The organism is Segatella sinensis, assembly GCF_040095255.1.
GTDB classification, from domain to species: Bacteria; Bacteroidota; Bacteroidia; order Bacteroidales; family Bacteroidaceae; genus Prevotella; species Prevotella sinensis.
The window spans coordinates 1-23,093 of sequence record NZ_JBBNGE010000001.1 but is presented as its reverse complement, the minus strand read 5'-3'; the positions used below and the strand labels follow the sequence as shown (position 1 = coordinate 23,093).

Genomic DNA, 23,093 nt, shown 5'->3' with positions numbered 1-23,093 from the left:
TCCTCACATATAGTCTTGTAAGGGCAAAAGCACCATACACCAATAGGGTACGATGCTTTTGCCCTTACTTTTTATATGCAGGTCTTGCCGGATAGCTAGAAACAGATGTAGGGCTTCAACCTTTCTATTTCGTCTGGTGGGAATTCTTTCAGCAGTTTGAGGTCTTCTATACTATGCAGTGGACCTTTCAGCCTGCGATAATCACAGATTTCCTTGGCTTGATAGAAGTTGAGATAGGGGTGTTTCTTGAGCTGGTTGAGCGTTAACTTGTTGAGATTCATCTTGCGGATTTGCTGCTCGTCAATCTTGATATAGGCAATGGAAGATTCGGGCAATCCATCGATTTCTTCCAACTGTTGGGCAGATGCAAATCCTCCCAGCCGTTCTCTGTATCTTACAATGCGGCTGGCATAGTAACTGCCTATACCGGGAATCTTCATCAGCAGCGTCGTATCGGCGCCATTGATTTCGATATGCTCGTTGGCTCTCAGCTTATGTGGATAACTATAAACCTTGGTATCATCGTTTCTTCTATTATTATAATAAGGTGTATTGCGCCTTCCGCTTCTTCCATATCCTTCTTTTCCGTAGAAATCAGCCGCAGGCTTGTAATCGTCGGCTATCTGGATAAACGGCAACAGCACCTCGTAGGTTCTCTTGGTGATGCCATAGACCCGGGCGAAATCGGATGGGCGGGAGAAGATGCCGCCTTTCTCCCGGAAACGGATGATGCTTCTGGCTTGCCAGCTTTCTAATCCCAGCCGTTCGAAATCCTCAGCGCTAGCCGTATTGGGATCAAAAGGGAAGAGTTCGTGCACCATACCTTCTTCTTTGCTGTATAAAGGATGAGATTTGGAGGCGTGATGGATTTTGGCAGATGTTGCATCTTTCTCTTGATTGCTGTTTGTGGAGTCTAGTTGGGAAGTCACAGGAGCATCGTCCTGCTTTTCCTGAATCAGGAACGTGAGAGAAACACACACAATCATAATGGCAAGCAGGGTGAGGAGAGCTTGTCGGTCTTTCTTTTGAAGGTAAAAAATGTCTTTGAACTTCATAAGCTCCGATTTTATAGGTGAGTCGGGATTACTGGACTCGAACCAGCGACCTCATCGTCCCGAACGACGTGCGCTACCAACTGCGCTAAATCCCGTTTGGTGGTACTTATGAGTACAAAGACGGTGCAAAGGTACACCAAAATCTCCATAATACCAAATAAAAAAGCACTTTTTTATCTTTTTTGAAAAGTTTTTCACTTAAAAATTTGGTGGAACCAAATAATTGTTGTACCTTTGCACCCGCAAATGAGAAATCATCTGTAAGAGTATGGTGCCATAGCTCAGTTGGTAGAGCAAAGGACTGAAAATCCTTGTGTCCCCGGTTCGATTCCTGGTGGTACCACTTAAAAAGCCGAACTTCTTCAAAGAGGTTCGGCTTTTTGGTGTTTATAAGGCTTTTGCCCTTTCAGGGCGCATAGCTATCTTGTAATGTTAACCTAGGCGTTGTCCTAGGCTATGTTGGGGGCTTGGATTTCTGCGTCTTTTTTCTTTCTTTTCCCTTTTTCTTCGATATATTTCGGGTATTTGTCCCTTTTGTTGCTAGATTTGTCTGATATTTAGCGTGAGATTGCGGTATTCTAACCTACTTTTGCAATCGAAATCAAATAAAAAAATCAAAAGAACCTGAAAACAATTAAGCAAAATGAATCACGTCTTAAGCAAAACAAAACAGAGAAGTCTCCTTCTCGTGGCATTGTTGCTCATGGGATGTTTGCAGCTTTTCGCTCAGACTCGCACCATTAAGGGTGAAGTGACAGATGCACAAAATGGTGATCCTCTTATCGGCGCTACCATTATGGTAGAAGGCGAAAAGGGTGGTACGGTTACTGATTTCGACGGTAACTTTGTTCTTCAAGTATCTTCTTCTGCCAAGAAGATCAAGGTATCTTATATAGGTTATATAGATAAGATACTGGCTATTTCTGAAAATATGAAGGTGAATCTCGAATCGGATAGCAAGGCGCTTGCCGATGTCGTGGTCATCGGTTATGGTACGGCGCGCAAGAGCGACCTGACGGGTTCCGTGGCTACGGTGAAGGCTAAGGACTTCAACAAGGGTCTCGTTTCTTCTCCTGAACAGTTGATCAATGGTAAGGTTTCGGGTGTGCAGATCATGTCCAACAGTGGTTCTGCCTCAGCAGGTAGTACCATCCGTGTGCGTGGTGGTGCTTCTCTGAATGCCAGCAACGACCCGCTTATCGTGCTCGATGGTGTGCCATTGGAGCAGGGTGGTATCTCTGGTAACAGCAGCAACTTCCTCAGTATGATCAACCCATCTGATATCGAGAGTATGACTGTGTTGAAGGATGCTTCTTCTACAGCCATCTATGGTTCCCGTGCATCCAATGGTGTCATCATCATCACTACCAAGAAGGGACAGCAGGGCGGTTTGAAGGTAAACTTCAATACCACCAACAGTATGCAGACCCGTGCGCAGATGGTGGATATGCTGAGCCATGATGATTTCGTGAATGTAATCAATCAGTTTGGTACCGATAACCAAAAGTCATTGCTCGGCAATGCCAATACCGATTGGAACGATGAGGTTTATCGCACCGCTTTCGGTACTGATAACAACCTCAGCTTGAGTGGAAGCATCGGCAAGTATTGGCCTTTCCGTGTTTCTGCCGGATATTACAACCAGAGTGGTCTGGTGCGCAAGGACAATGTTGAGCGCTGGACAGGTAACGTGGTGTTGACTCCTAGCTTCTTCCAGGATCACCTGAAGTTGACCATCAACGCCAAGGGTACACTCAATAACAACTCTTTCAATAATGGTGGCGCTGTATGGGCAGCTGCCACATTCAACCCAACCATTCCTGTATATTCAGGTAATAACAGCTATGGTGGCTATAACGAGGCTCTCGATGCTGATGGCTATCCAGTAAATGCGGGTGTAAGAAACCCACGTGGTCTGGTGGATCTTTATGATTCAAAGAGTAAGGTGAGCCGTTTCATCGGTTCGATGGATGTGGATTACAAGGTTCATTTCCTGCCAGACCTCAAGCTCCATGCTACCATTGGTGCAGATTATGCCAAGGGTGATGGTACCATTTATGTTCCTGGCTATGCAGCACAGTCATTCAACAAGGATGAGTCTTTGAGCGGTAGCGATTACAAGTATGGTCCTCAGAAGAACGAGAACCGCCTGCTTACCCTCTATGCCAACTATGCGAAGTATTTCGAGAATATCAAGAGTAATGTGGATCTTACTGCCGGTTACGACTATCAGTTCTGGAAGAGCACTACACCTCTTTATTATACCAAGAGTGCAGCAGGTACAACCCTTTCTACCGTGAAGGCTTCTGATTACCGTCACGTGATGTTGTCATACTACGGTCGTGTCAATTATTCCTTCGATGGAAAGTATCTCCTGACGGCTACCGTTCGACGAGACGCATCTTCCCGTTTCTCTAAGGATACCCGTTGGGGTACTTTCCCATCTGTTGCTTTGGGCTGGACTTTGACAGAAGAGCCTTGGTTGAAGAACCAGAAGGTACTTTCTAACTTGAAACTCCGTGCCAGCTATGGTGTAACTGGTCAGCAGGAAGGTATCGGCAACTACAACTATCTTCCGGTCTATACATCCAGTGTAACAGGTGCCGAGGCACTCATCAACGGACAGTATATTACAACTTATCGTCCTGAGGCATACGTTTCAGATCTGAAGTGGGAGACAACTACCTCCTGGAACTTCGGTCTCGACTTTGGATTCCTGAATGGTCGTATCGGTGGTGCCATCGATTTCTATACCCGCAAGACCAAGGATCTGCTGGCTTCTGTTCCTACAGCGGCAGGTACCAACTTCTCAAAGACTATCCTTACCAATGTAGGTAATGTAGATAGCAAGGGTATCGAGGTTTCCCTGAATGCAACTCCTATCCAGACCAAGGACTGGGAGTGGAACCTGAGCTACAACTTCACCTGGCAGAACATGAAGGTGAAGAACCTTTCTCTTACCCAGGGTGGAAGTCAGACCAATGTGAAGGTAGGTCCATCTATCGATGCTTACCAGTTCCAGGTACTCTCCGAGGGATATGAGCCATATATGTTCTATGTATATCATCAGCTCTATGATTCAGAGACGGGCAAGCCGATCGAGGGCGCTTACGCAGACTTGAATGGTGATGGCGAAATCAATGATGCCGATCTCTACCGCTATCATTCTCCAGCCCCTAAGTACATCATGGGCTTGAGCACATCCTTGAGATACAAGCAGCTGACTCTCGGTATGAGTTTCCGTGCCAACATCGACAACTACGTATATAATGGCATGGGTATGAGCACAGGTGCATGGGAGACCGTGAGCTACAACAACTCACAGCTCAATAATCTCAACGCCAGCTTCCTGAAGACCGGTTTCAAAACCCGTCAGTATCTTTCAGATTACTATGTAGAGAATGCTTCGTTCCTGAAGCTCGACAACCTGAGCTTGAGCTACAATGTAGGTAAAATCAACAAGTGGGCTTCACTCACCGTATCTGCGATGGTACAGAATGTATTCACCATTACCGGTTACTCAGGCACAGATCCTGAGGTGCCAAACGGAATGGACAACTCGTTCTATCCACGTCCTCGCACTTACTCAGTAAGCCTCGGACTTCAGTTCTAACAATCAAAATTGATAACAATGAAACTTAAGAATATATTATATAGTATGATGTTGGGAACAGCAGTGTTGACCAGCGCTACCAGCTGTGTATCCGACCTCGACCAATATCCTCAGACGGAGACCACCTCTAAGGATGTTTATACCTCGCTTGCCAATTATGAGGCTGTGCTGGGTAAGATTTATGCTGCCATGGTGACCAGCGGTCAGGGTAAGGGCGGCGACAACAAGGATATGTCTTCCGTATTGAACGGCGGCAGTGGCTTCGACTACATGCGTATGTTCTTCAACCTCCAGGAGTGCGGTACCGATGAGCTTGCCTCTACCTGGCTGACAGGTGAGCAGACCACAGGCTTGACCTATCTTTCCTGGGATGCCAACGATGCTTGGGTATCAGATATGTACTATCGCATCTATTACAACATCGCCCTCTGCAACGAGTTCCTCCGCAATGCCAATAGCGCCAGCTTCTCGGGCGAGGACGAGGTGAAGATGAAGGAGTATAAGGCAGAAGTCCGCTTCATGCGCGCCTTGTTCTACTTCCATGCTCTTGATCTCTATCGCAACATTCCGATGGTAACAGAGAATGATCCTGTGGGCAGTTTCATCCCTCCACGTTATACCCCACAGCAGACTTTCGATTACATCGAGAGCGAGTTGAAGGAATGCGTAGGCGATATGCTTCCTGCCTCTACCTGTCCTTATGGTCAGGCTTCTCAGGGCGCAGCCTACACCCTGCTTGCCAAGCTTTATCTGAACAGCGAGGTTTATATCGGCGTTGCCAAGTATGCCGAGTGCAAGGAGGCTTGTGAGAAGGTGATGAATATGGGCTACTCTCTGGAGTCTGATTACAGCAAGCTCTTCAATGCTGATAACGACAAGCGTACCAACGAAATTATCTTCGCCTTGCCGGTAAGTGCAGAGCATACCGTAAGCTGGGGTTCTTCCACTTACTTGGTGTGTGGACAGTTGAGTATGTCGAATGCTAACCAGAATGTTGCCGACTTCGGTGTTACCAATGGCTGGAGTGAGTTCCGTCTCCGTCCGGAGTTCGTGGATAAGTTTACCCAGACCGATATTGATGGAGGTGGCGACAAGCGCTGCAAGTTCTTCACCAATGGTCAGAGCAAGGATGTAACCAGCATGACCGATGAAACCACCGGTTATCTCTCAGAGAAATGGAGTAACCTGAAGGATGATGGTACTACCGCATCCAATACTGCCGATGCAGGTGTAGAAACCGATTACCCTCTCTTCCGCTTGGCTGATGTCTATCTGATGTATGCCGAGTGTGTGGCTCGTACCCAGGGTGCTAGTTGGGATCCATGGCCAGAAGGAAAGACTGATGCCGCTGATCCTGAGGTCATCGCTTCCCGCAAGCAGGGAGCCATCTATTGGATCAACCTCCTCCGCGAGCGTGCAGGTAATACCGATGTATGGGCTAACAATTTTGCCAACGATGATGAGTTCCTTCAGTTCATTCTCGATGAGCGTGCCCGTGAACTTTATCATGAGGGCTATCGCCGCACCGACCTGATTCGCTTCGGCGAGTTCACTACCAGCAAGTATATCTGGCAGTGGAAGGGTGGCACCCACGATGGACAGGCTGTTGACAGCAAGTACAACATCTATCCAATCCCTAACACCGAGCTTACCGCCAATCCAAATCTTCATAACGACAACTATTAATAGGATAAAAGAATGAAAAAGATATTTAGAAACCTGATGATGCTTCTCTGCGCACTCACCGCCCTGGTGAGTTGCGACGAGAGTGGCGACAAGATATATCTGGATGGCTTCAAGTCATCCGATCTGATGGCATCGGCCAGCGATGTGGTCCTGTCTGTTGACAATACGAAGGACATCGTGCTCTCGATGGCTTGGAAGAATCCTACCTTGCTTTCGAGCGACGAGACCAAGCCTGCGGGCAACGGTGTGTTGAAAACCTATCTGCAGGCATCACCTTCAGAGAGCTTTGCTACGGTAAAGGAGTATTCTGTAACCGATCTCTCCAAGGCTTTCACCGGTGCTGATCTCAACACCCTTGCCAAGGATCTGGGAACGACTCCGGGTCAGAGTGCGCCTCTCTATTTCCGCATCAAGAGTCAGATGGGCAACAATCTCGATGCTGCTTACAGCAATGTGTGCCAGGTGAACGTTACACCTTATATTATACACATGGACAAGATGACCATCTGGAATGCGAATAAGGACAAGGTGCTGACCTATCTCTATTCTCCAAACGAGGATGGTATCTATGCAGGATATATGAATGCTTCTTCCTGGCTCAACTTCTGGGGTAAGGAGAATGATGGAACCATTTGGGGTAACGTAGGACAGGATGGCCATGTATATGAAATGGATAATACTGAGTCGGCATGGAACTTCTGGTTCCCAGGTCAGACTGGTATTTATTATACAGTGGTAGATACAAAGGCTAAGGAATTCAAGCCAACCTACATCAAGGCGATGCAGCTGAATGGTGAGGACATGACCTATGATGCTCCTAACTATGCCTGGACCAAGGTGATTACAACCACAGCAGATAATACACCTGTCAGTATTGTTGCTACTGGTGCAGAGTACAGCAAGGCAACCGCAACGGATGATGCTGCAGCCGTAGTCAAGACAATGAACTACACTCTTGCTGATGGCAAGATGACTGATGCCGCAACTGCTGGCAGCGTGAATATCGCCAAGGCGGGTACTTATACCATCACCGTAAAGGTGGGCGAGAACAGCGACCTGACTTACTCTATCGAGTCTGGCAACCAGACAGCTCCAGAGCCAGAGGCTAGCAATACTCTCTGCATGTTCAGCAAGGATGGTAACATCCTCCTTGCCGTGATGAACAAGGTGAGCGATGGTGTTTATACCTGCAAGTACAAGCCAACTTCCTGGGAGAACTTCCGCTTCATCTTCGTTGGCGAGAACAAGGACGACAAGCAGACCTGGTATGGTGCTGATGGTGAGCAGTTCAAGTTAACTTCAGGCGATGGTGCCTGGGATATTTGGTTTGGCGATGAGAATGGAGAAACAGAGTTTACGGTTACAGCCGACCTCAACACCATGACATGGAAGTATGAATAAAAATCAGCTATCTTTGCAATATTTGATGCGTAAATACGTTCTTTAGATAAAGCAAAGATAGCTATAAACCAAAAGAACAATGAAGAATATTTTAGGAAAAGCCATATTGCTGGCTACAGCGCTCTTGTTTTCTATTACGGGCACGAGTTGCAGCAATGATGATAATACCACTCCCGAAAAGGAGAAGACATACGATATGAGTGGCTTCGCCAAGGGAGCCGATGTAAGTTGGATTACAGAGATGGAGCAGAACGGAAAGAAGTTCTATAATGCTAATGGTAAGGCTACTGAGTGTATGGCGCTTCTCCGCGACCTCGGCATGAACTCCATCCGTCTTCGTGTATGGGTAAACCCTGAGGATGGATGGAACGGAAAGAATGATGTGGTGGCAAAGGCATGGAGAGCTCAGCAGCTCGGTATGCGACTGATGATTGACTTCCACTACTCTGATACCTGGGCTGACCCAGGAAAGCAGGGTGTTCCTGCTGCCTGGAAGAACTATGACTTCGATCAGATGAAGCAGGCGGTTGCCGATCATACCAAGGATGTTTTGAATGCCTTGAAGGAAAGAGACGTCAACGTAGAGTGGGTACAGGTAGGTAACGAGACCACCGATGGAATGCTCTGGAATGATGAGGATGGCGATGCTGCCCTGAAGGTGACAGGCCGTGCCTCTAAGAACATGGCGAATTTTGCCGCTTACATCAATGCCGGTTATGATGCAGTCAAGGCGATTTATCCGGAGGCTAAGGTGATAGTGCATCTCGATAAGGGAAACAACCTCGGTCAATATACCTGGATGTTTGATGGTTTGAAGCAGAATGGAGCCAAGTGGGATGTCATCGGTATGTCGCTCTATCCAGATTGGATTACTGACCAGACCTGGGAGCAGGTTTCTGATGACTGCCTCAGCAACATCAAGACCCTTTCCGGCAAATACAACTGCGATGTCATCATCTCAGAGATCGGTATGGTATGGAATTCTGAGAATGCCGCTCCATTTCTCAAGAAGATGGTGGATGGCTGCAAGGCAATCTCTACCTGCGAGGGCGTGTTCTACTGGGAACCTGAGTGTAACAGCGGCTGGAACGGCTACGACAAGGGTGCCTTCGACAACAGTGGCAAGCCAACCGCAGCACTCGATGCTTTCAAGTAATTGGGTAAATTAGCTTTCTTCGCTTCCTTTGGGAGCGATAGAAAGCGAATTTTAAAATGGAATACAAAACTAACTTAGAAGAAAAAGATATGATCAAGAGAAGCATTACTTTCATGTCTCTCGCTCTGGCTCTTTCTACCATGTGCCAGGCGCAGAGCCGAAAAATAATAAATTTGCCATCGTGGGATTTCTCCCGCGATGGCAAATCGTGGTCTCAGGTAGCCGTGCCTCACGACTGGGCTATCTCGGGTCCTTTCGATAAGAAATGGGATCTGCAGATGGTGGCTATCGAGCAGAATGGCGAAAAGGAGAAGACCGAGAAGTCGGGACGCTCTGGAGCTCTCCCTTGGATTGGAGAGGGCATGTATAAGATGAATCTTCAGTTGCCGAAGGGCTACAAGCGTGCCGTCCTCGTTTTTGATGGTGCGATGAGTCAGCCTGTCGTTAAGGTGAATGGCAAGGAGGCTGGCAGATGGGCTTACGGCTACAATGCCTTCCGCATCGACATCACACCTTACGTGCAGTTTGGCGGCAAGAAGAATCTCGTAGAGGTTCATCTCAACAATGTAGAGGAAAGCAGCCGATGGTATCCAGGCGGCGGTCTTTACCGTCCGGTTTCCGTGGAACTTTACGGTAACGAGAACTTCTCTACCTGGGATACCTTCGTGCGAACCCTGAAAGCTGATAAGCAGGAAGCTGAAGTAGAAGTGAACGCTCTCTTGGAAGGAAAAATCGGTAAGTCGGGCAAAACGGTCATCGCCTTGCTCGATGAGGCTGGTACAAAGGTTGCCGAGCAGACTATCTCTGGTGCCACCCCAGCCATCAAGACTACCCTGAAGGTAGCAAACCCTCAGCTCTGGTCTCCGGAATCTCCTTATCTCTATCAGGTGAAGTTAACCCGATATGAAGGAAAGAAGGTGGCTGATGTCCAGACGCTGAAGACCGGTATCCGTACCATCTCGGTATCCAAGAATAATGGTTTCCAGCTCAATGGCATTACCCGCAAGATCAAGGGTGTCTGCCTGCACCACGACCTCGGTCCGTTGGGAGCTGCAGAGAACAAGGCTGCACTCATCCGCCAGATCAAGACGATGAAGGAGATGGGCTGCGATGCCATCCGTACCGCACACAACATGCCTTCTACCATGCAGATGGAAATCTGCGACTCTCTCGGTATGATGGTGATGGCAGAGAGCTTCGATATGTGGATTTATCCTAAGTGCAAGAATGGCTATGCCAAGTTCTTCAAGGAGTGGAGCGACAAGGATATGACCAATCTGGTGAAGCACCATCGCAACCATCCTAGCATCATTATGTGGAGTATCGGTAACGAGATTCCTGAGCAGTGGAGCAAGGAGGGTGTGGAGATAGCCAAGCATCTGCAGGATATCTGTCATCAGTATGACCCATCCCGCCCTGTTACCCAGGGTATGGACAAGGCTGAGGATGCCCTGAAGAGTGGTTTTGCCCAGGTGATGGACGTGCCAGGCTTCAACTATCGCGTACATAAATATTATAAGAATATCGAGCAGTTGCCTCAGGGATTCCTCCTGGGTTCAGAGACTGCATCTACCGTCAGCTCCCGTGGCGTGTATAAGTTCCCGGTTCAGGTGCGTGCCAGCGACAACAATCCATACGCCGATGGTCAGTGCTCTAGCTATGACACGGAGTATTGTTCCTGGAGTAATCTTCCGGATGATGACTGGAAGATGCAGGATGACTACAGTTGGGTAATCGGAGAGTTCGTGTGGACGGGCTATGACTATCTGGGCGAGCCGACCCCATACGATACCTACTGGCCAAGCCGCAGCAGCTACTTCGGAATCTGCGACCTTGCCGGACTTCCAAAGGATCGGTATTATATGTATCGTGCCCGCTGGAACGAGCATCAGCATACCACCCATCTTCTTCCTCACTGGAACTGGAAGGGCAGGGAAGGACAGGTTACCCCTGTATATTGCTACACCGATGGTGTAGAAGGCGAGCTTTTCGTAAACGGCAAGAGCCAGGGTAGAGTTCGCAAGGACAAGTCAAGCCGCCTCGACCGTTATCGCCTCCGCTGGAACAATGTGAAGTATGAACCAGGCGAGATTCGCGTGGTTACCTACAATCAGTATGGCGACAAGGTAGGCGAGGACGTGAAGCGTACAGCCGGAGAACCTGCACAGATGAAGTTTAGCGTGGAGACTCCAGACCATGAGCCTATCGCCTGTATGGTAGAAGGCTGCACCGATGAGCACAACGTGCTGCTGAATGCCGATGGCAACGACCTTGCCTTCATCACCGTGAGCCTCCTGGACAAGGACGGCAATGAGTGCCCGCTCGCCGATGATGAACTTACCTTCGAGGTAAAGGGTGCCGGAACCTTCAAGGCAGTATGCAATGGTGATGCTACTTCGCTCGATTCCTTCACTCAGCCACACATGCGACTCTTCTCTGGCAAACTCGTTATTGTTGTTCAGAGCAAGGCACAGAAGGGCGACATCATCCTCACCGTAAAGGATGGCAAGCGCAATATGGAAAAGTCGCTTACGCTGCAGGCAATATAAAACAGACTTATTAATGATAAATATAGATTCCCCTAGGAGTAGAAGTTCTTACCCCTAGGGGAATTCTTCGTTCAGCGACGTTGAATGTGTGTTCAGCAGTGTTGAATGTGTGTTCAACACTGTTGAACATACGTTCAGCAGTATTGAACGGAGATTTCTTCTAATGGTAGCAACAAATTCTCCCTATCCTTTCAACATCTTCTTTCTGTCCTTTCAACAACTTCTCCTTATTCTATTGTTATTTTTCTCTAATAATATTTGGCATTGTCGTGAATAATGTGTATTTTTGCAGCTATGAACAAATCACTAACCGCTTTATCTAGAGTAAGCATGGCGATAGCTATGCTTTTTATATCCATAGCGCTCCATGCGCAACGTTTCGTCAACACCACCCTGGATGGTGCTCAGGCTGTCTATGCCATTACCCAAGATACATCAGGAGTAGTCTGGCTGGGTACCGACAATGGTCTCTACAGTTATGATGGCTACCACGACTATTGTCATTTTGCTCCCCATTCTTTTAGTCATATCCGCATCAATGCGCTCGGCTTCGAGGGTAGCATGCTCTATCTGGCTACGGGCAGTGGAATGCTGAAGTTTGATACGCAGAAGGGAATCTATGCTTCTGCGCCAGCGATGGAATCTGATGGAGGTAAGGGCAGGAAAAAGATGGCAAGGGAGTTGCGAGTGCTTGATATGAAGGGCAGGAAAGATGCCTTTGGCAACGATGTGTATGCTATCCTGCATACGCAGAAGGGACTTCTGGTGGGTTCTCTCGCCGGACTCCGTCTCAACCAGCGCCAGATTCTCCTGACTCCCGGAGCACAGCCGCTGGTGAATGCCCTGGCTTACGATGCCAAGCGCCACTGTTACTGGATAGGTACCGAGGGAGCTTTGTACTGCGCCGACCAGGCTTTGCAGAACTTTTCCAAGATTGCGGCGCTGGATGGAAACTCCGTGAAGTGTCTGGACGAAGACCAGGATGGCAATCTCTATATCGGTACAGATAATGGACTTTATCGCATGGCGATGAACAACAGTCTGGAGCATTTCGTTCACGACTCGCGCAATGAGGCAACCATCCCCAACAATATCGTATGGTCCTGCTATGTGGATAAGTGGCAGAATGTGTGGATCGGTACCGATCACGGACTTTCCCGTTTATCTACCCATACCTACTATCGCTTCACTTCGCTCGATAAGATTACCTTCTCGGGCGAGGGCAACTGTCTGCATGCTATCCTTCAGACCCGCAGCGGCGACTGGTGGATGGGCGGAACCAACGGCTTGATTCACTATGCAGAGGGAGTGCGCGTGCAGGGTGCAGCTTCTGAATATCAGAATGTGGTATGGTATAAGCAGAACAACCCTTCGGCTCCTCTTGCTCACAACCGTGTGCGCAAGATTTATGAAGACAAGGAGGGGGATGTATGGATCTGTACAGACCATGGCATCAACCTCTATCAGAAGAGTACGGGAAAGTTGCTCAACTTTATCGTCTATGACAAGACCGGCAAGTATTCTACTGCCTGGGCTTATGATATTCTTCAGGATCAGAAGGGCAGGATGTGGATGGCATCTTATCAGGGTGGCGTCTTCGTGCTGGACAAGCAGCGCCTTCTGGCAGCCATCTCACTCTCATCTGCAGCTACAGCCACCTGTGTGGCAGACTATCATTTCTCAGACAAGGGCAAGAACGCCCTCTCGGGCCTGCACATCGGTCAGCTGGTACTCGATGGAAAGGGAATGGTCTGGGCATCCTCTTATAATCATCTCGACCGTATCGATACCCGTACCCTTCGCATCTCCCATATCCCAGGCAATGATGCCATCAATTATCTGATGAAGTCTGACAACGGCAATGTGTGGGTAGGATATAATTCCAGCGTGAAGTGCTATATGGTGAACTTGCCGATGAAGGGCAAGGAGGTGGAAAGCAAGGAATGGAAGATAGGTGCGAAGGTGGTTTCTATGTGTGACGTAGAAGACAAGGTCTGGGTGGTGGCAGGCAATATCTGCAGCGTGCTGGACCAGGGAAACAACAGTTTCCGGTTCTTCATTCCGATGGAGAATCCGAACAATATCTATTATTCCAAGCTGAACCACGAAGTGGTGATGGGTGGCAACGATGGCTTCATTTCCATCCGTGCCGACCTTACCATGCCGAAGGACGACAAGGCGCAGCTGCTCCTGGCGGGTATCGTGGTGAATGGCAGACAGACCCAGGATGCCCTGCTCGATGAGAACATTGAGGGAACACCGGGTGTTTCGCCCGTGGGACTGAAGACGCTGGTACTGAAGCATGATGAGAACAACTTCACGCTCCAGCTGTCTGATTTGCCTTTTGCCGATCATCCTACCGCCGTCTATGCCTACCGTCTGGAGGGTAGCGACCACGAGTGGCATTATCTGGACAAGGGCAATCTTGACATCACTTACAATGGATTGTCGTATGGCGATTATCATCTCACCGTGCATGTGGTGGATGGCGAGGGAAATATCGGAGATGAAGTTTATCAGCTCGAGATCTCCGTTCTTCCGCCATGGTATCTTTCCATCTGGTGCAAGCTGTTCTATCTTACCCTCCTGATTGTGGGTATAGCCTGGGTCATCAATGCTCATTTCGTAAGAAAGCAGTTGAAGGAGGCGAAAAAGCAGAAGGAGGAAATCCTGGAGCAGGTGCAGGCGCGTATGCAGTTCTATGCCAACCTTGCCGATGATCTGAAGAATGCTGCCGCTCACCGTTCGTTCGAGGAAGTGAATAATCTGGTAGTTTCTCATCTTGATGTGAATGCTTCCGACGACGAATCAGAGTCGGCAATGATTGTAGATCTCCATGCTCCTCAGGCTCCGGAAGTTGAGATGGATGAGATGGATAAGAAACTGCTCAACCAGATTCGGGAGATGATAGAGGAGAATATGGTGGATTCCGACTTTAACGTGTCGATGCTTCAGGAGAAGATGGGTATGGGAAACAAGCAGCTTTACCGCAAGCTGAAGGCACTTACGGGTCAGACTCCGGTGGAGTATATCCGTGATATGAGAATGCAGAAGGCGGCAAAATTATTGAAGGCAGGCAAGTTCAGCGTGTCAGAGGTAATGTACACAGTAGGCTTCTCTAACAGCAGCTATTTCTCCAAGTGTTTTTCCAAGGCATTTGGAATGACTCCTACTGAGTTTATGCGCAGTTAAAAAGTATAAGGATTAAAGTTCAAAGTTCAAACGATATGTTGCCAATATTAACGATTACAGGTTCCGACAGCACCGGTGGCTCTGGTGTGCAGGCGGATATCAAGACGATATTCGAATTGGGAGGTTATGCCGTTTCGGCGATAACCAGCATCACCGTGCAGAATACCCTGGGTATCCAGGAGTTCTTCGATATTCCTGCCGAGATTGTTTCCGGACAGATAGAGGCAATCATGAACGATATGCAGCCCAACATCGTGAAGGTGGGAATGATACGCAAGGTAGAGACGCTGAATGTGCTCATTGATGCCTTGACCAAGTATCGTCCCGACCATATCATCTACGCCCCTTCCATCTGGTCGAGTCAGGGCGATGCGCTGATGACGGAGGATGTGGTGAGCCAGATCAAATACCGTCTGCTGCCGCTCTGTTCGGTAGTCGTGGCGAGAAAGAAGGAGAGTGACATCATTCTTCAGAACTCCCGACTCCTGGAGCTTGCCGAAAAGCAGGGGCTCAGGATTTACCGGCTCGATAATGCCAATTCGCATGGTCTCATCAACCGCTTCTCTTCTGCCCTTGCCATCTATCTGAATCAGGGTAAGAAGATGGAGGAGGCGTTGGCGATGGCGCAGGATTTCATCAATATAGAACTGGCTAGGGAGAGCAATCTGCAGGGCAGGAGTTCCGAGCTTTACAACCAGTTTATCTCGCAGGTGAATAACTTCTGCCGCACCTATAGCGATGTGCATTTCTATGCCGACCAGCTGAATGTGAGTGGCCGCTATCTGGCGCAGGTTACCCGCCGCATCTCCGGCAAGACGCCGAAGGCGATCATCGATGAATACATCGTGAAGGAGATAGAGCGCGAGCTTTCTACCACCACGCATACGGTGCAGGAGATAGCCAACACCTTCGGCTTCTCATCCCAGGCTCATCTCACCAAGTTCTTCAAGAAGATGAGAGGGGTAACGCCTTCTGCTTTCAGGCAGAAAGGCTGAAAACAGGTGGTTTTTGACCAAAAAGTTAAAATAATTAAGTTAAATTAGAAACACGGACAAATTGAATTTGTCCGGCTCTTTTGTCCGGGTGCTTGTAAAGACTTAAATGTTAGTAACTTATAAGCTGTCGGACAATTTGTCCGTGTTATTTTTTTCTTTGCTTTTTAACTCTATGTTTTCCTTCTCGGAACTCATAGACTTAGGAGCCATAAAACAATGAGTTGGTTTCGTTAACATAATGCATTCTGGCAACCAAAGCGTGAGATTCTGTTATCTGATGCAGAACGGTTGGTAATGCGAAAATACGACTATTATTTAGACCCCCTTTTGTTATAAATATAATATATATACCTGATAATCAGTTGTATTGTGCTTTTCTGCAGACTTTGTATTTTAGACCCTATTTAGTTCTATTATTGAAAAATATTTTGTATTTTTGCGCCCAGAATGTAATTATACTAAAAATATGAGAAGAAGTATTTCGTTTACGATATTGTTTTTTGTGATGCTTTCGGTATTGGTATCATGTTATCAAAGTCATAAGAGAGAGTTGGACTTAGCTTATACGTTGGCAGAGTCTAAGCCAGATAGTGCCTTGGCCTTTTTGAACCGTATCAATCAAGGTAAACTCTCTGATGAAGATATGGCGAAGTATGCTCTCACTTATTACATGGCGCAGGATAAGTCGGGCTTGGATGTGGATAATGATTCCTTGATCCACATAGCGTATGATTGGTATGGAGAACATCAGGACGATTCGCTTTATGCTACAACCTTGTATTATATGGGAAAATACTTTCTGCTGAATGATAGTATGGAGCAGGCAAAGGCTTGTTTAGAAAAGTCCTATTCCATATCTGACAGCCTTCATAATATGAATTTAAAATGCTTGGCATTGGATAAGCTGATAGAAGTAGAAGAACAATTGGCACCTGATACAGCATTGAAATATGCAAAGGCTTTGGTGAAGATGTATGATTCGATGCCAAATGTAACTATATATAATAAGGTGGTAGCCCGTTTGAAGTTAGGAGAAAACTTCTTTTACGTTGATAGTTTGAACCAGGCTTTGGAAGAAGAAAAGAAGGCATATAGGATGGCAGCGTCTGTAGGCGATAATAACTTATTGTCTTATGTAAGACAAAATCTAGCGAGTACATTTGAGGAAATGGGAGAAAAGGATAGTTGCCTGTTTTATGCTCGGCAAGCTTACGACTTGAATGGTAATGATAGATTTTCCTGTCAGTTAATGTTAGCTTCTGCTTATATTACAGTAGATTCCATAAAGCAAGCTTTTGCAATATTGGATCAAGCAACTCCTAAAACTGCTGAAGATCATTATTCGGTATTTTATATGCAAAGTCAAGCAGCTGTAAAAGCCCAGGATTATAAAACGGCTAAAACTTTCAGTGATTCAGCATGTTCTTGTTTGCAAGAAATGTACCGGACAGCATCCAAAGCCAAGAATTCCTATTATACTTCTTTTTTGAAGAAAGAAAGTGAAAGGGCAAAAATGCAAGGAAAGACGGAAATACAGCGATGGGTATTTGGATTGTTTTTACTTTTGGGCTTGATTGTTATTTCTTTTGTTTTGTATGCTTATTGGTCGTATCGAAAACTGTCATTAGCTCGCATAGCTCATGAACAGGAAATATTCAGCCAAAAGCAGCAAATGATGGAGAAATTACACCAAGAAGAGCTCTCTCATAGGGATGTGCAATTGTCTGTAATGCGTACCTATTTGCTAAAGAAGATAGAGGTTGTGGAAAAATTAAATTCGAGTGTTCCCAATGAGGGCAAGCATATTGTGCTTTCTGATAATGATTGGACAGAGTTAGAAGTCTTCTTAAATAGTGTAGAGGATTTGTTTGTGTCGAGGCTAAAGAAAGAGCATCCTAATTTGTCCAATGCAGATGTGCGATTAATGATGTTGTTGCGTTTAAAATTATCGCAAAAGACTTTAGCATCTATCTATTGTGTGAGCGAGAAAGCTATCAAGCAAAAGTTGTTCTTGTATAAGGATAAGGTAGGCATAAAAAATGAGCATTTTTCGCTTCGTAACTACATAGAAAACTTCTAGAAATAGGGGCTATATAGTGCTTTTTACTTTTATTCAGGTGTCCTTCTGTATCTTATACTGAAAAAGTTTTATATATAACATTTTGTGAAATTTTTAATGTTAAAAATAAGTATGAAAATTAATAAAATTCTAGTTGCTCTCTCTTTCTTTATGGTAATTTTATGTCAAATTGCTAGTGCTAGAAATATAATAGAAAGGGATATGGGAGCTAACAAAGGTGATGTTCCTGCAAACATTGCTATCCTTGATTCTGATAGTAACGTTGTTGCCAAAAACATGACTGGTATCTCGGATTCTACAGCAATCTCTCTATCTGATGTAGAGGTGATAGCTCATCGCAAAAACATAAAGTTGTCTGGTCATAATTTACTCGTAGACGTAGAGCATGATTCTATTCTTAACCATCAGAATGATATATATGAACTGATTGGTAAGGTTCCTGGTGTCTTACATGTAGGAAATTCGTTCAATGTGTTGGGTAAGGGAGCCCCGGTCTATTATTTAAATGGACGTAAGGTGAGAGATCAAAGTCTTATCGATAACTTACCGGTTGATCAAATCAAATCTTTAAAAATCGTTGCTATGCCTGGGGCGGATTATGACACATCGGGTTCACCTGTGGTTGATATAAAAACTAAAATTTTAGGAGATGGTGTGGCATTTAATGTCATCGGAAATGTCACTCAGGCAAAGCATTTGGCTCATAAAACAGGTTTCTCTTCAACATACAATTCAGGAAAAATAGATTTGTATGGTAAGTATTACTATAGGAGAAATAATGCTTCCGAAAGTTCTGATTATAATAAACAGGTATTGGCTGATACCATTTGGAATAAAATGCAACATATTGAAAGCTTAACGCATTCTGGTAGTCATACTTATTCTGCTGGTATGACTTATCATCTGTCTGATAAATCAGAACTAGGGATGCTTTATAGTGGAATGTACACGGATGGAAAGGTTGAGACTCAGGATACGTTTAGTGTAGTGCCAAATGCTGGACCTGCATATTATCTCTTTGATAAAAATAAAACTAAAAACAACCTCCTTACGCATCATGTCAATATGTATTATGATGCAAGTTTGAATCATGCCTGGCACGTGAGTGTAGTGATGGATTATATTTCTAAAGTATCGAACACTAATTCTGCTTTAAAGGAAAATCATATAGGTACGAGTTCTGAGGTTTCATATATGGGACATTCTAAATGGAATGTCCTGGCTTCTAATTTCCATGCTACCCATGATTTTGGAAAGTGGGGCACTTTGGGTATGGGATATGATTTCAGCTATAGTGAGGGAGTAGATAAGATAGATTATGAACGGTTGAAGTTCGATGGTCGTTTTGAGAATAAGGAAGTTAAAAATGCAGTATTTATCAACTACGAATTACCCTTGGGGGACTTTTCCTTGAGTACAGGAATACGTTATCAGAATCTATATTCTCGTCGGAAGAATGAAAAGGCGTCTGTGATAGAGTCGCATAGTGATAATACATTCCTGCCATCGGTAACCCTAAGCTATAGTCATGGATTGTTGATGCAGAATCTTAGCTATTCGATAGGAACAGATCGTGCTAATTATGCAGATATGAATGATAATGTGACGTATGTGAACCGTTATGAGCAATCTAAGGGTAATAGCCAGTTGAAGACTGCCATCACTCATGGATTGTCTTATCAGTTGATGTATAAGTCTTTGTTTCTTACATTAAATTATGATTATGTTTATCGTCCATTATTGCCGGTGATTTATTCTTTGGAAGGTAACTCGGCAGTAACGGTTTCGTCACAAGATAATTTGTCGCATCGTCAAGCTTTGTCAGCGATGTTGAATTGGCGTAATACCTATAAATGCTATACAGCATCGTTGACGGGATTCTTTCAGAAGTCAATTATGCATTATCCGGGGATTGATGGAACAACATTTCATGATGGACATCCGTCGACAATTCTTAATTTTGATAATGATTTCAAGCTTCCTAAGCATTTTCTGCTCTCTCTGTCTTGGCAACAAGTCTGGGGTGGATACATGGAGTCGATAAATGTAAAATCATCTTCTTCTGTCAATTTGAGTATCAAAAAATCTTTCTTGAACGATAGATTGCGATTATCATTGGATGGGTATGATATTTTTAATGGAGATAGAAATCGTGCTTGTAGGCAGATTTATAATGTTAAATCTAGTTTTAATACAAAGTATGAAACTAGAAAAATAGGATTGACGTTAACATATCGTTTCCATAAGATAAAAGAAAGAGAGAATCAAACATCAGCAGAAGTAGAAATGAAGAGACTTGGTATTTCGGAAGAATAGACTTTTCTTTGCTGCTTTCTAATTAATCTTTTCAATCAGCGCACCTACGGTTATACTGTTTATTCTGGGTTGACCCGTACGAGCAAGGAGTATCAGTTGCGAGGTAGAACAATATTAATGTCTATATTCTTTCATTTTTAGTAATGGCACATATAAAGATAGAACATCAGCATGACAGCATGCAATGCGGTATCACCTGCTTGCAGATGATATGTAGATATTTCGGCAGGGAGTACTCCTTGGACTCTCTGTCGAAGATTTGTTTTGCAACAACGGAAGGTGTTTCCATGCTGGGTATCAACGAGGCAGCAAGAATATTGGGATTTCAAACGGTTTCGGCAAGGGCCACAATAGAGGAACTGAGCGAGACTCCGCTTCCTTGCATCCTTCATTGGAACCAGAACCATTTCGTGGTATTATATAAGGTGAAGAAGGGCAAGAAGTTCTATATTGCAGACCCTGGCAAGGGTAAGACTACTTATAATCTTGAAGAATTCAGACCGCATTGGATAAGCACTCGCTCTAATGACGAGGACAAGGGCATCGCCATGTTTTTCGAGACCACTCCTGCCTTCTTCACCTATCAGATGGAAGGAGAAGATAGACAGAAGGAGAAGCGTTCCTTCAAGTTCCTTTTCAGATATTTCAAGAAATACCGCAAGGCATTCTCCTGGATTATCTTGGGACTGCTTGCGGGCAGCGCCCTGCAGCTGGTGTTGCCGTTCCTTACCCAATCCATCGTGGATGTCGGTATCAAGAACCAAGATATTGGATTCATCTGGCTCATACTCTTAGGCCAGTTGATGCTCACCATCAGCCGAACTGCGATAGATTTCGTCCGCCGATGGTTCCTGCTCCGCATCTCCATGCGGATCAATATCTCCCTGGTGAGCGACTTCTTCATCAAACTTCTGAAACTGCCGATGTCTTTCTTCGACACCAAACTGATGGGCGACTTGATGCAGAGAATGAACGATCATAGTCGTGTGAACAACTTCCTCACCCAGCAGACGCTCAACATCACCTTTGCCATGCTTACCTTCGTGGTGTTTTCGGTGGTGCTCTTTATATATAATAAGGTGGTGTTTGCCATCTTCTTGCTTGGCAGCATCCTGTACGGAGGATGGATGGCTCTCTTCCTGCGTCGAAGAAAGGTGCTCGATTATGAACTCTTCGAGCAGCAGGCCATCAATAACAACAGAACATACGAGTTCATTACTTCTATGCAGGAAATCAAGTTGCAGGATTGTGAGCAGCGCAAGCGGAAGGAGTGGGAGGAAACTCAGGTGAATCTTTTCAGGGTGCAGCAGAAATCTCTAAAACTACAGCAGACCCAGGAGGCAGGAAGTATTTTTATCAATGAGGTGAAGAATATCGTAGTGACGGTGGTTGCCGCTACGGCGGTAATCCAAGGGCACATGACCTTGGGTATGATGCTTGCCGTGCAATATATCATCGGACAGCTCAACTCGCCGGTGGAGCAACTCATGAACTTTTTCTATTCCGTTCAGGATGTGAAAATCAGTCTGGAACGAATCAATGAGATTCACCAGATGGATGATGAGAACGGAAAGGAGGGCTTGCTGACTGGTCTTGATCATCCTGAGGATGGTATCCATATCAGCAACATCATGTTCAAGTATGATCCTCATGCCCTCAGAAAGACGATAGACGGGGTGGATATTCTTATTCCTCAAGGCAAGGTGACGGCAATAGTGGGAGCATCTGGCAGCGGAAAGACCACACTCATCCGATTGATGCTGGGTTACTACCTGGTGCTGGAAGGAAAAATCACCATCGGCGATACCGACATCAATCAGCTCAACAGGAAATGGTGGCGCCGACAGTGTGGCGTGGTGATGCAGGAGGGCGTCATCTTCTCGGAGAGCATCGGGCGCAACATAGCCGTGGATGATGCAGAGATAGATGAAGACCGTTTGATGAGAGCTGCCGAGATAGCTTGCATCAAGGATTATGTGATGGCCTTGCCGCTGAAGTTCAACACCAAGATTGGGCGTGATGGCGTAGGACTGAGCCAGGGACAGAAGCAGCGCATCCTGATAGCGAGAGCTGTTTATAAGAATCCTGACTATATCTTCCTGGACGAGGCGACCAACTCGCTCGATGCTAACAATGAGCGTAATATTGTGGAGAACCTGGATAAGTTCTACCAAGGCAAGACGGTTGTGATTGTTGCTCATCGCCTGAGCACGGTGAAGAATGCCGACCAAATCGTGGTCCTTGACCAGGGAAAGGTGGTTGAGGTTGGCAACCATGAATCTTTGACCGCCAAGCGAGGGGCATATTATAATCTTGTGAAGAATCAGTTGGAATTGGGAAACTAAAATGCGTTTGATATGGAACAGAAGAAAGAGAATAAGATAATATCGAGTTGAAACTTCTTGATATCCAATCAAAGTCCAATTTGGAGCGAGTTTGTTTTGTTAACACATAGATAAATCTCTCTTGCAAAATCGCCAGCGAAGCCTTTCTACAGCTTCGCTGGCGATTTCTCAGTATATAATCTTACTCTATCATATTCTTGAGTATCCATTTCCTGAAGAATGGGTCTTCTATTTCATATCTGTCACTTCGGATGATATAGCCTTTCTTGCTTAAACGCAATAGGGCACTGGTCATCGTGCTGGTAGGTTGGTTCCTGTCTTGTGCAGGATTGTTGCCCTCGCAGATGCTGACCATTACATACTTGTCTGTCTTGTTGAAATTCAGCCATAAGCGTTCGTAGTCTAAATCATGAGTTGTTATGATGTCTTCTATGGCGAGTTGGAGTATATCCTCGTTTTTGCCAGCTACCAGATTGTTCCAAACTGCGAATGAAAGCTGTTGCGTGTAGTATGGATGGCAATTTGTAAAGGCCAGTATCTCGTCTGCAATTTGAGTAGGCTGCTCTGATACATCTTTCATTCTGTCTGCAATATATGACTTGAAATCTTCGTATGGAATCTTGTTGACTCTCATCAGCATTCCAAAATGATAGAACGGAGACTTCACACGTTCAAAGATATCTGTCATCATCGATTCCTGGCTGC

General features: G+C 45.8%; 12 protein-coding genes and 2 tRNA genes. 11 read left to right on the top strand and 3 right to left on the bottom strand.

Annotation, left to right across the window (positions count from 1 at the left end):
• Positions 1-95: 95 nt before the first annotated feature.
• Positions 96-1,055 carry a ComEA family DNA-binding protein gene (locus tag AAAT87_RS00070; RefSeq protein ID WP_298531238.1) on the bottom strand — a complete coding sequence of 320 codons (960 nt, stop codon included), beginning with the start codon at positions 1,053-1,055 and terminating at the stop codon, positions 96-98.
• Between the two features lie 22 nt (positions 1,056-1,077).
• Positions 1,078-1,150, bottom strand: a tRNA-Pro gene (locus AAAT87_RS00065).
• Between the two features lie 175 nt (positions 1,151-1,325).
• Here AAAT87_RS00065 and AAAT87_RS00060 point away from each other — a divergent pair.
• The 11 genes from AAAT87_RS00060 (at position 1,326) to AAAT87_RS00010 (ending at position 22,388) form a co-directional block, all read left to right on the top strand.
• Positions 1,326-1,398, top strand: a tRNA-Phe gene (locus tag AAAT87_RS00060).
• Between the two features lie 300 nt (positions 1,399-1,698).
• Positions 1,699-4,668, top strand: coding sequence for a SusC/RagA family TonB-linked outer membrane protein (locus AAAT87_RS00055; RefSeq protein WP_349225279.1), 2,970 nt, complete (start codon positions 1,699-1,701; stop codon positions 4,666-4,668).
• An 18-nt stretch (positions 4,669-4,686) separates the two neighbouring features.
• A complete protein-coding gene (locus tag AAAT87_RS00050; RefSeq protein WP_428848527.1) occupies positions 4,687-6,354 on the top strand; it encodes a RagB/SusD family nutrient uptake outer membrane protein in 1,668 nt (555 codons plus the stop codon).
• Positions 6,355-6,366: 12 nt separating this feature from the next.
• Positions 6,367-7,755 (top strand): DUF5111 domain-containing protein, encoded by a 1,389-nt coding sequence (locus AAAT87_RS00045; protein WP_296972512.1) that lies wholly within the window; start codon positions 6,367-6,369, stop codon positions 7,753-7,755.
• Positions 7,756-7,834: 79 nt separating this feature from the next.
• The gene (locus AAAT87_RS00040) at positions 7,835-8,911 is read left to right on the top strand and encodes a glycoside hydrolase family 53 protein (protein WP_349225278.1); all 1,077 of its coding nucleotides are present in this window, start codon (positions 7,835-7,837) and stop codon (positions 8,909-8,911) included.
• Between the two features lie 89 nt (positions 8,912-9,000).
• Positions 9,001-11,460 carry a glycoside hydrolase family 2 TIM barrel-domain containing protein gene (locus AAAT87_RS00035; RefSeq protein ID WP_349225277.1) on the top strand — a complete coding sequence of 820 codons (2,460 nt, stop codon included), beginning with the start codon at positions 9,001-9,003 and terminating at the stop codon, positions 11,458-11,460.
• Between the two features lie 294 nt (positions 11,461-11,754).
• Complete coding sequence (locus AAAT87_RS00030; RefSeq protein ID WP_349225276.1) at positions 11,755-14,652, top strand: two-component regulator propeller domain-containing protein; 2,898 nt, start codon at positions 11,755-11,757, stop codon at positions 14,650-14,652.
• Positions 14,653-14,687: 35 nt separating this feature from the next.
• Positions 14,688-15,647, top strand: coding sequence for a bifunctional hydroxymethylpyrimidine kinase/phosphomethylpyrimidine kinase (locus tag AAAT87_RS00025; RefSeq protein ID WP_293460386.1), 960 nt, complete (start codon positions 14,688-14,690; stop codon positions 15,645-15,647).
• Positions 15,648-16,113: 466 nt separating this feature from the next.
• Positions 16,114-17,727: a tetratricopeptide repeat protein gene (locus AAAT87_RS00020; RefSeq protein WP_349225275.1), complete on the top strand. Its 1,614-nt coding sequence runs from the start codon at positions 16,114-16,116 to the stop codon at positions 17,725-17,727.
• A 111-nt stretch (positions 17,728-17,838) separates the two neighbouring features.
• A complete protein-coding gene (locus AAAT87_RS00015) occupies positions 17,839-20,043 on the top strand; it encodes an outer membrane beta-barrel protein (RefSeq protein ID WP_349225274.1) in 2,205 nt (734 codons plus the stop codon).
• A 143-nt stretch (positions 20,044-20,186) separates the two neighbouring features.
• Positions 20,187-22,388: a peptidase domain-containing ABC transporter gene (locus AAAT87_RS00010; RefSeq protein WP_349225273.1), complete on the top strand. Its 2,202-nt coding sequence runs from the start codon at positions 20,187-20,189 to the stop codon at positions 22,386-22,388.
• Positions 22,389-22,569: 181 nt separating this feature from the next.
• On the opposite strand, the gene AAAT87_RS00005 is transcribed toward AAAT87_RS00010, so the two are convergent.
• The coding region (locus tag AAAT87_RS00005) for an ATP-binding protein (RefSeq protein WP_489743390.1) at positions 22,570-23,093 on the bottom strand (524 nt) is incomplete at its 5' end.

Excerpts from the sequence above, each read along its gene's own strand:
- AAAT87_RS00070 (WP_298531238.1), bottom strand. The coding sequence starts at position 1,055 with ATGAAGTTCAAAGACATTTTTTACCTTCAAAAGAAAGACCGACAAGCT.
- AAAT87_RS00055 (WP_349225279.1), top strand. The coding sequence starts at position 1,699 with ATGAATCACGTCTTAAGCAAAACAAAACAGAGAAGTCTCCTTCTCGTG.
- AAAT87_RS00050 (WP_428848527.1), top strand. The coding sequence starts at position 4,687 with ATGAAACTTAAGAATATATTATATAGTATGATGTTGGGAACAGCAGTG.
- AAAT87_RS00045 (WP_296972512.1), top strand. The coding sequence starts at position 6,367 with ATGAAAAAGATATTTAGAAACCTGATGATGCTTCTCTGCGCACTCACC.
- AAAT87_RS00040 (WP_349225278.1), top strand. The coding sequence starts at position 7,835 with ATGAAGAATATTTTAGGAAAAGCCATATTGCTGGCTACAGCGCTCTTG.
- AAAT87_RS00035 (WP_349225277.1), top strand. The coding sequence starts at position 9,001 with ATGATCAAGAGAAGCATTACTTTCATGTCTCTCGCTCTGGCTCTTTCT.
- AAAT87_RS00030 (WP_349225276.1), top strand. The coding sequence starts at position 11,755 with ATGAACAAATCACTAACCGCTTTATCTAGAGTAAGCATGGCGATAGCT.
- AAAT87_RS00025 (WP_293460386.1), top strand. The coding sequence starts at position 14,688 with ATGTTGCCAATATTAACGATTACAGGTTCCGACAGCACCGGTGGCTCT.
- AAAT87_RS00020 (WP_349225275.1), top strand. The coding sequence starts at position 16,114 with ATGAGAAGAAGTATTTCGTTTACGATATTGTTTTTTGTGATGCTTTCG.
- AAAT87_RS00015 (WP_349225274.1), top strand. The coding sequence starts at position 17,839 with ATGAAAATTAATAAAATTCTAGTTGCTCTCTCTTTCTTTATGGTAATT.
- AAAT87_RS00010 (WP_349225273.1), top strand. The coding sequence starts at position 20,187 with ATGGCACATATAAAGATAGAACATCAGCATGACAGCATGCAATGCGGT.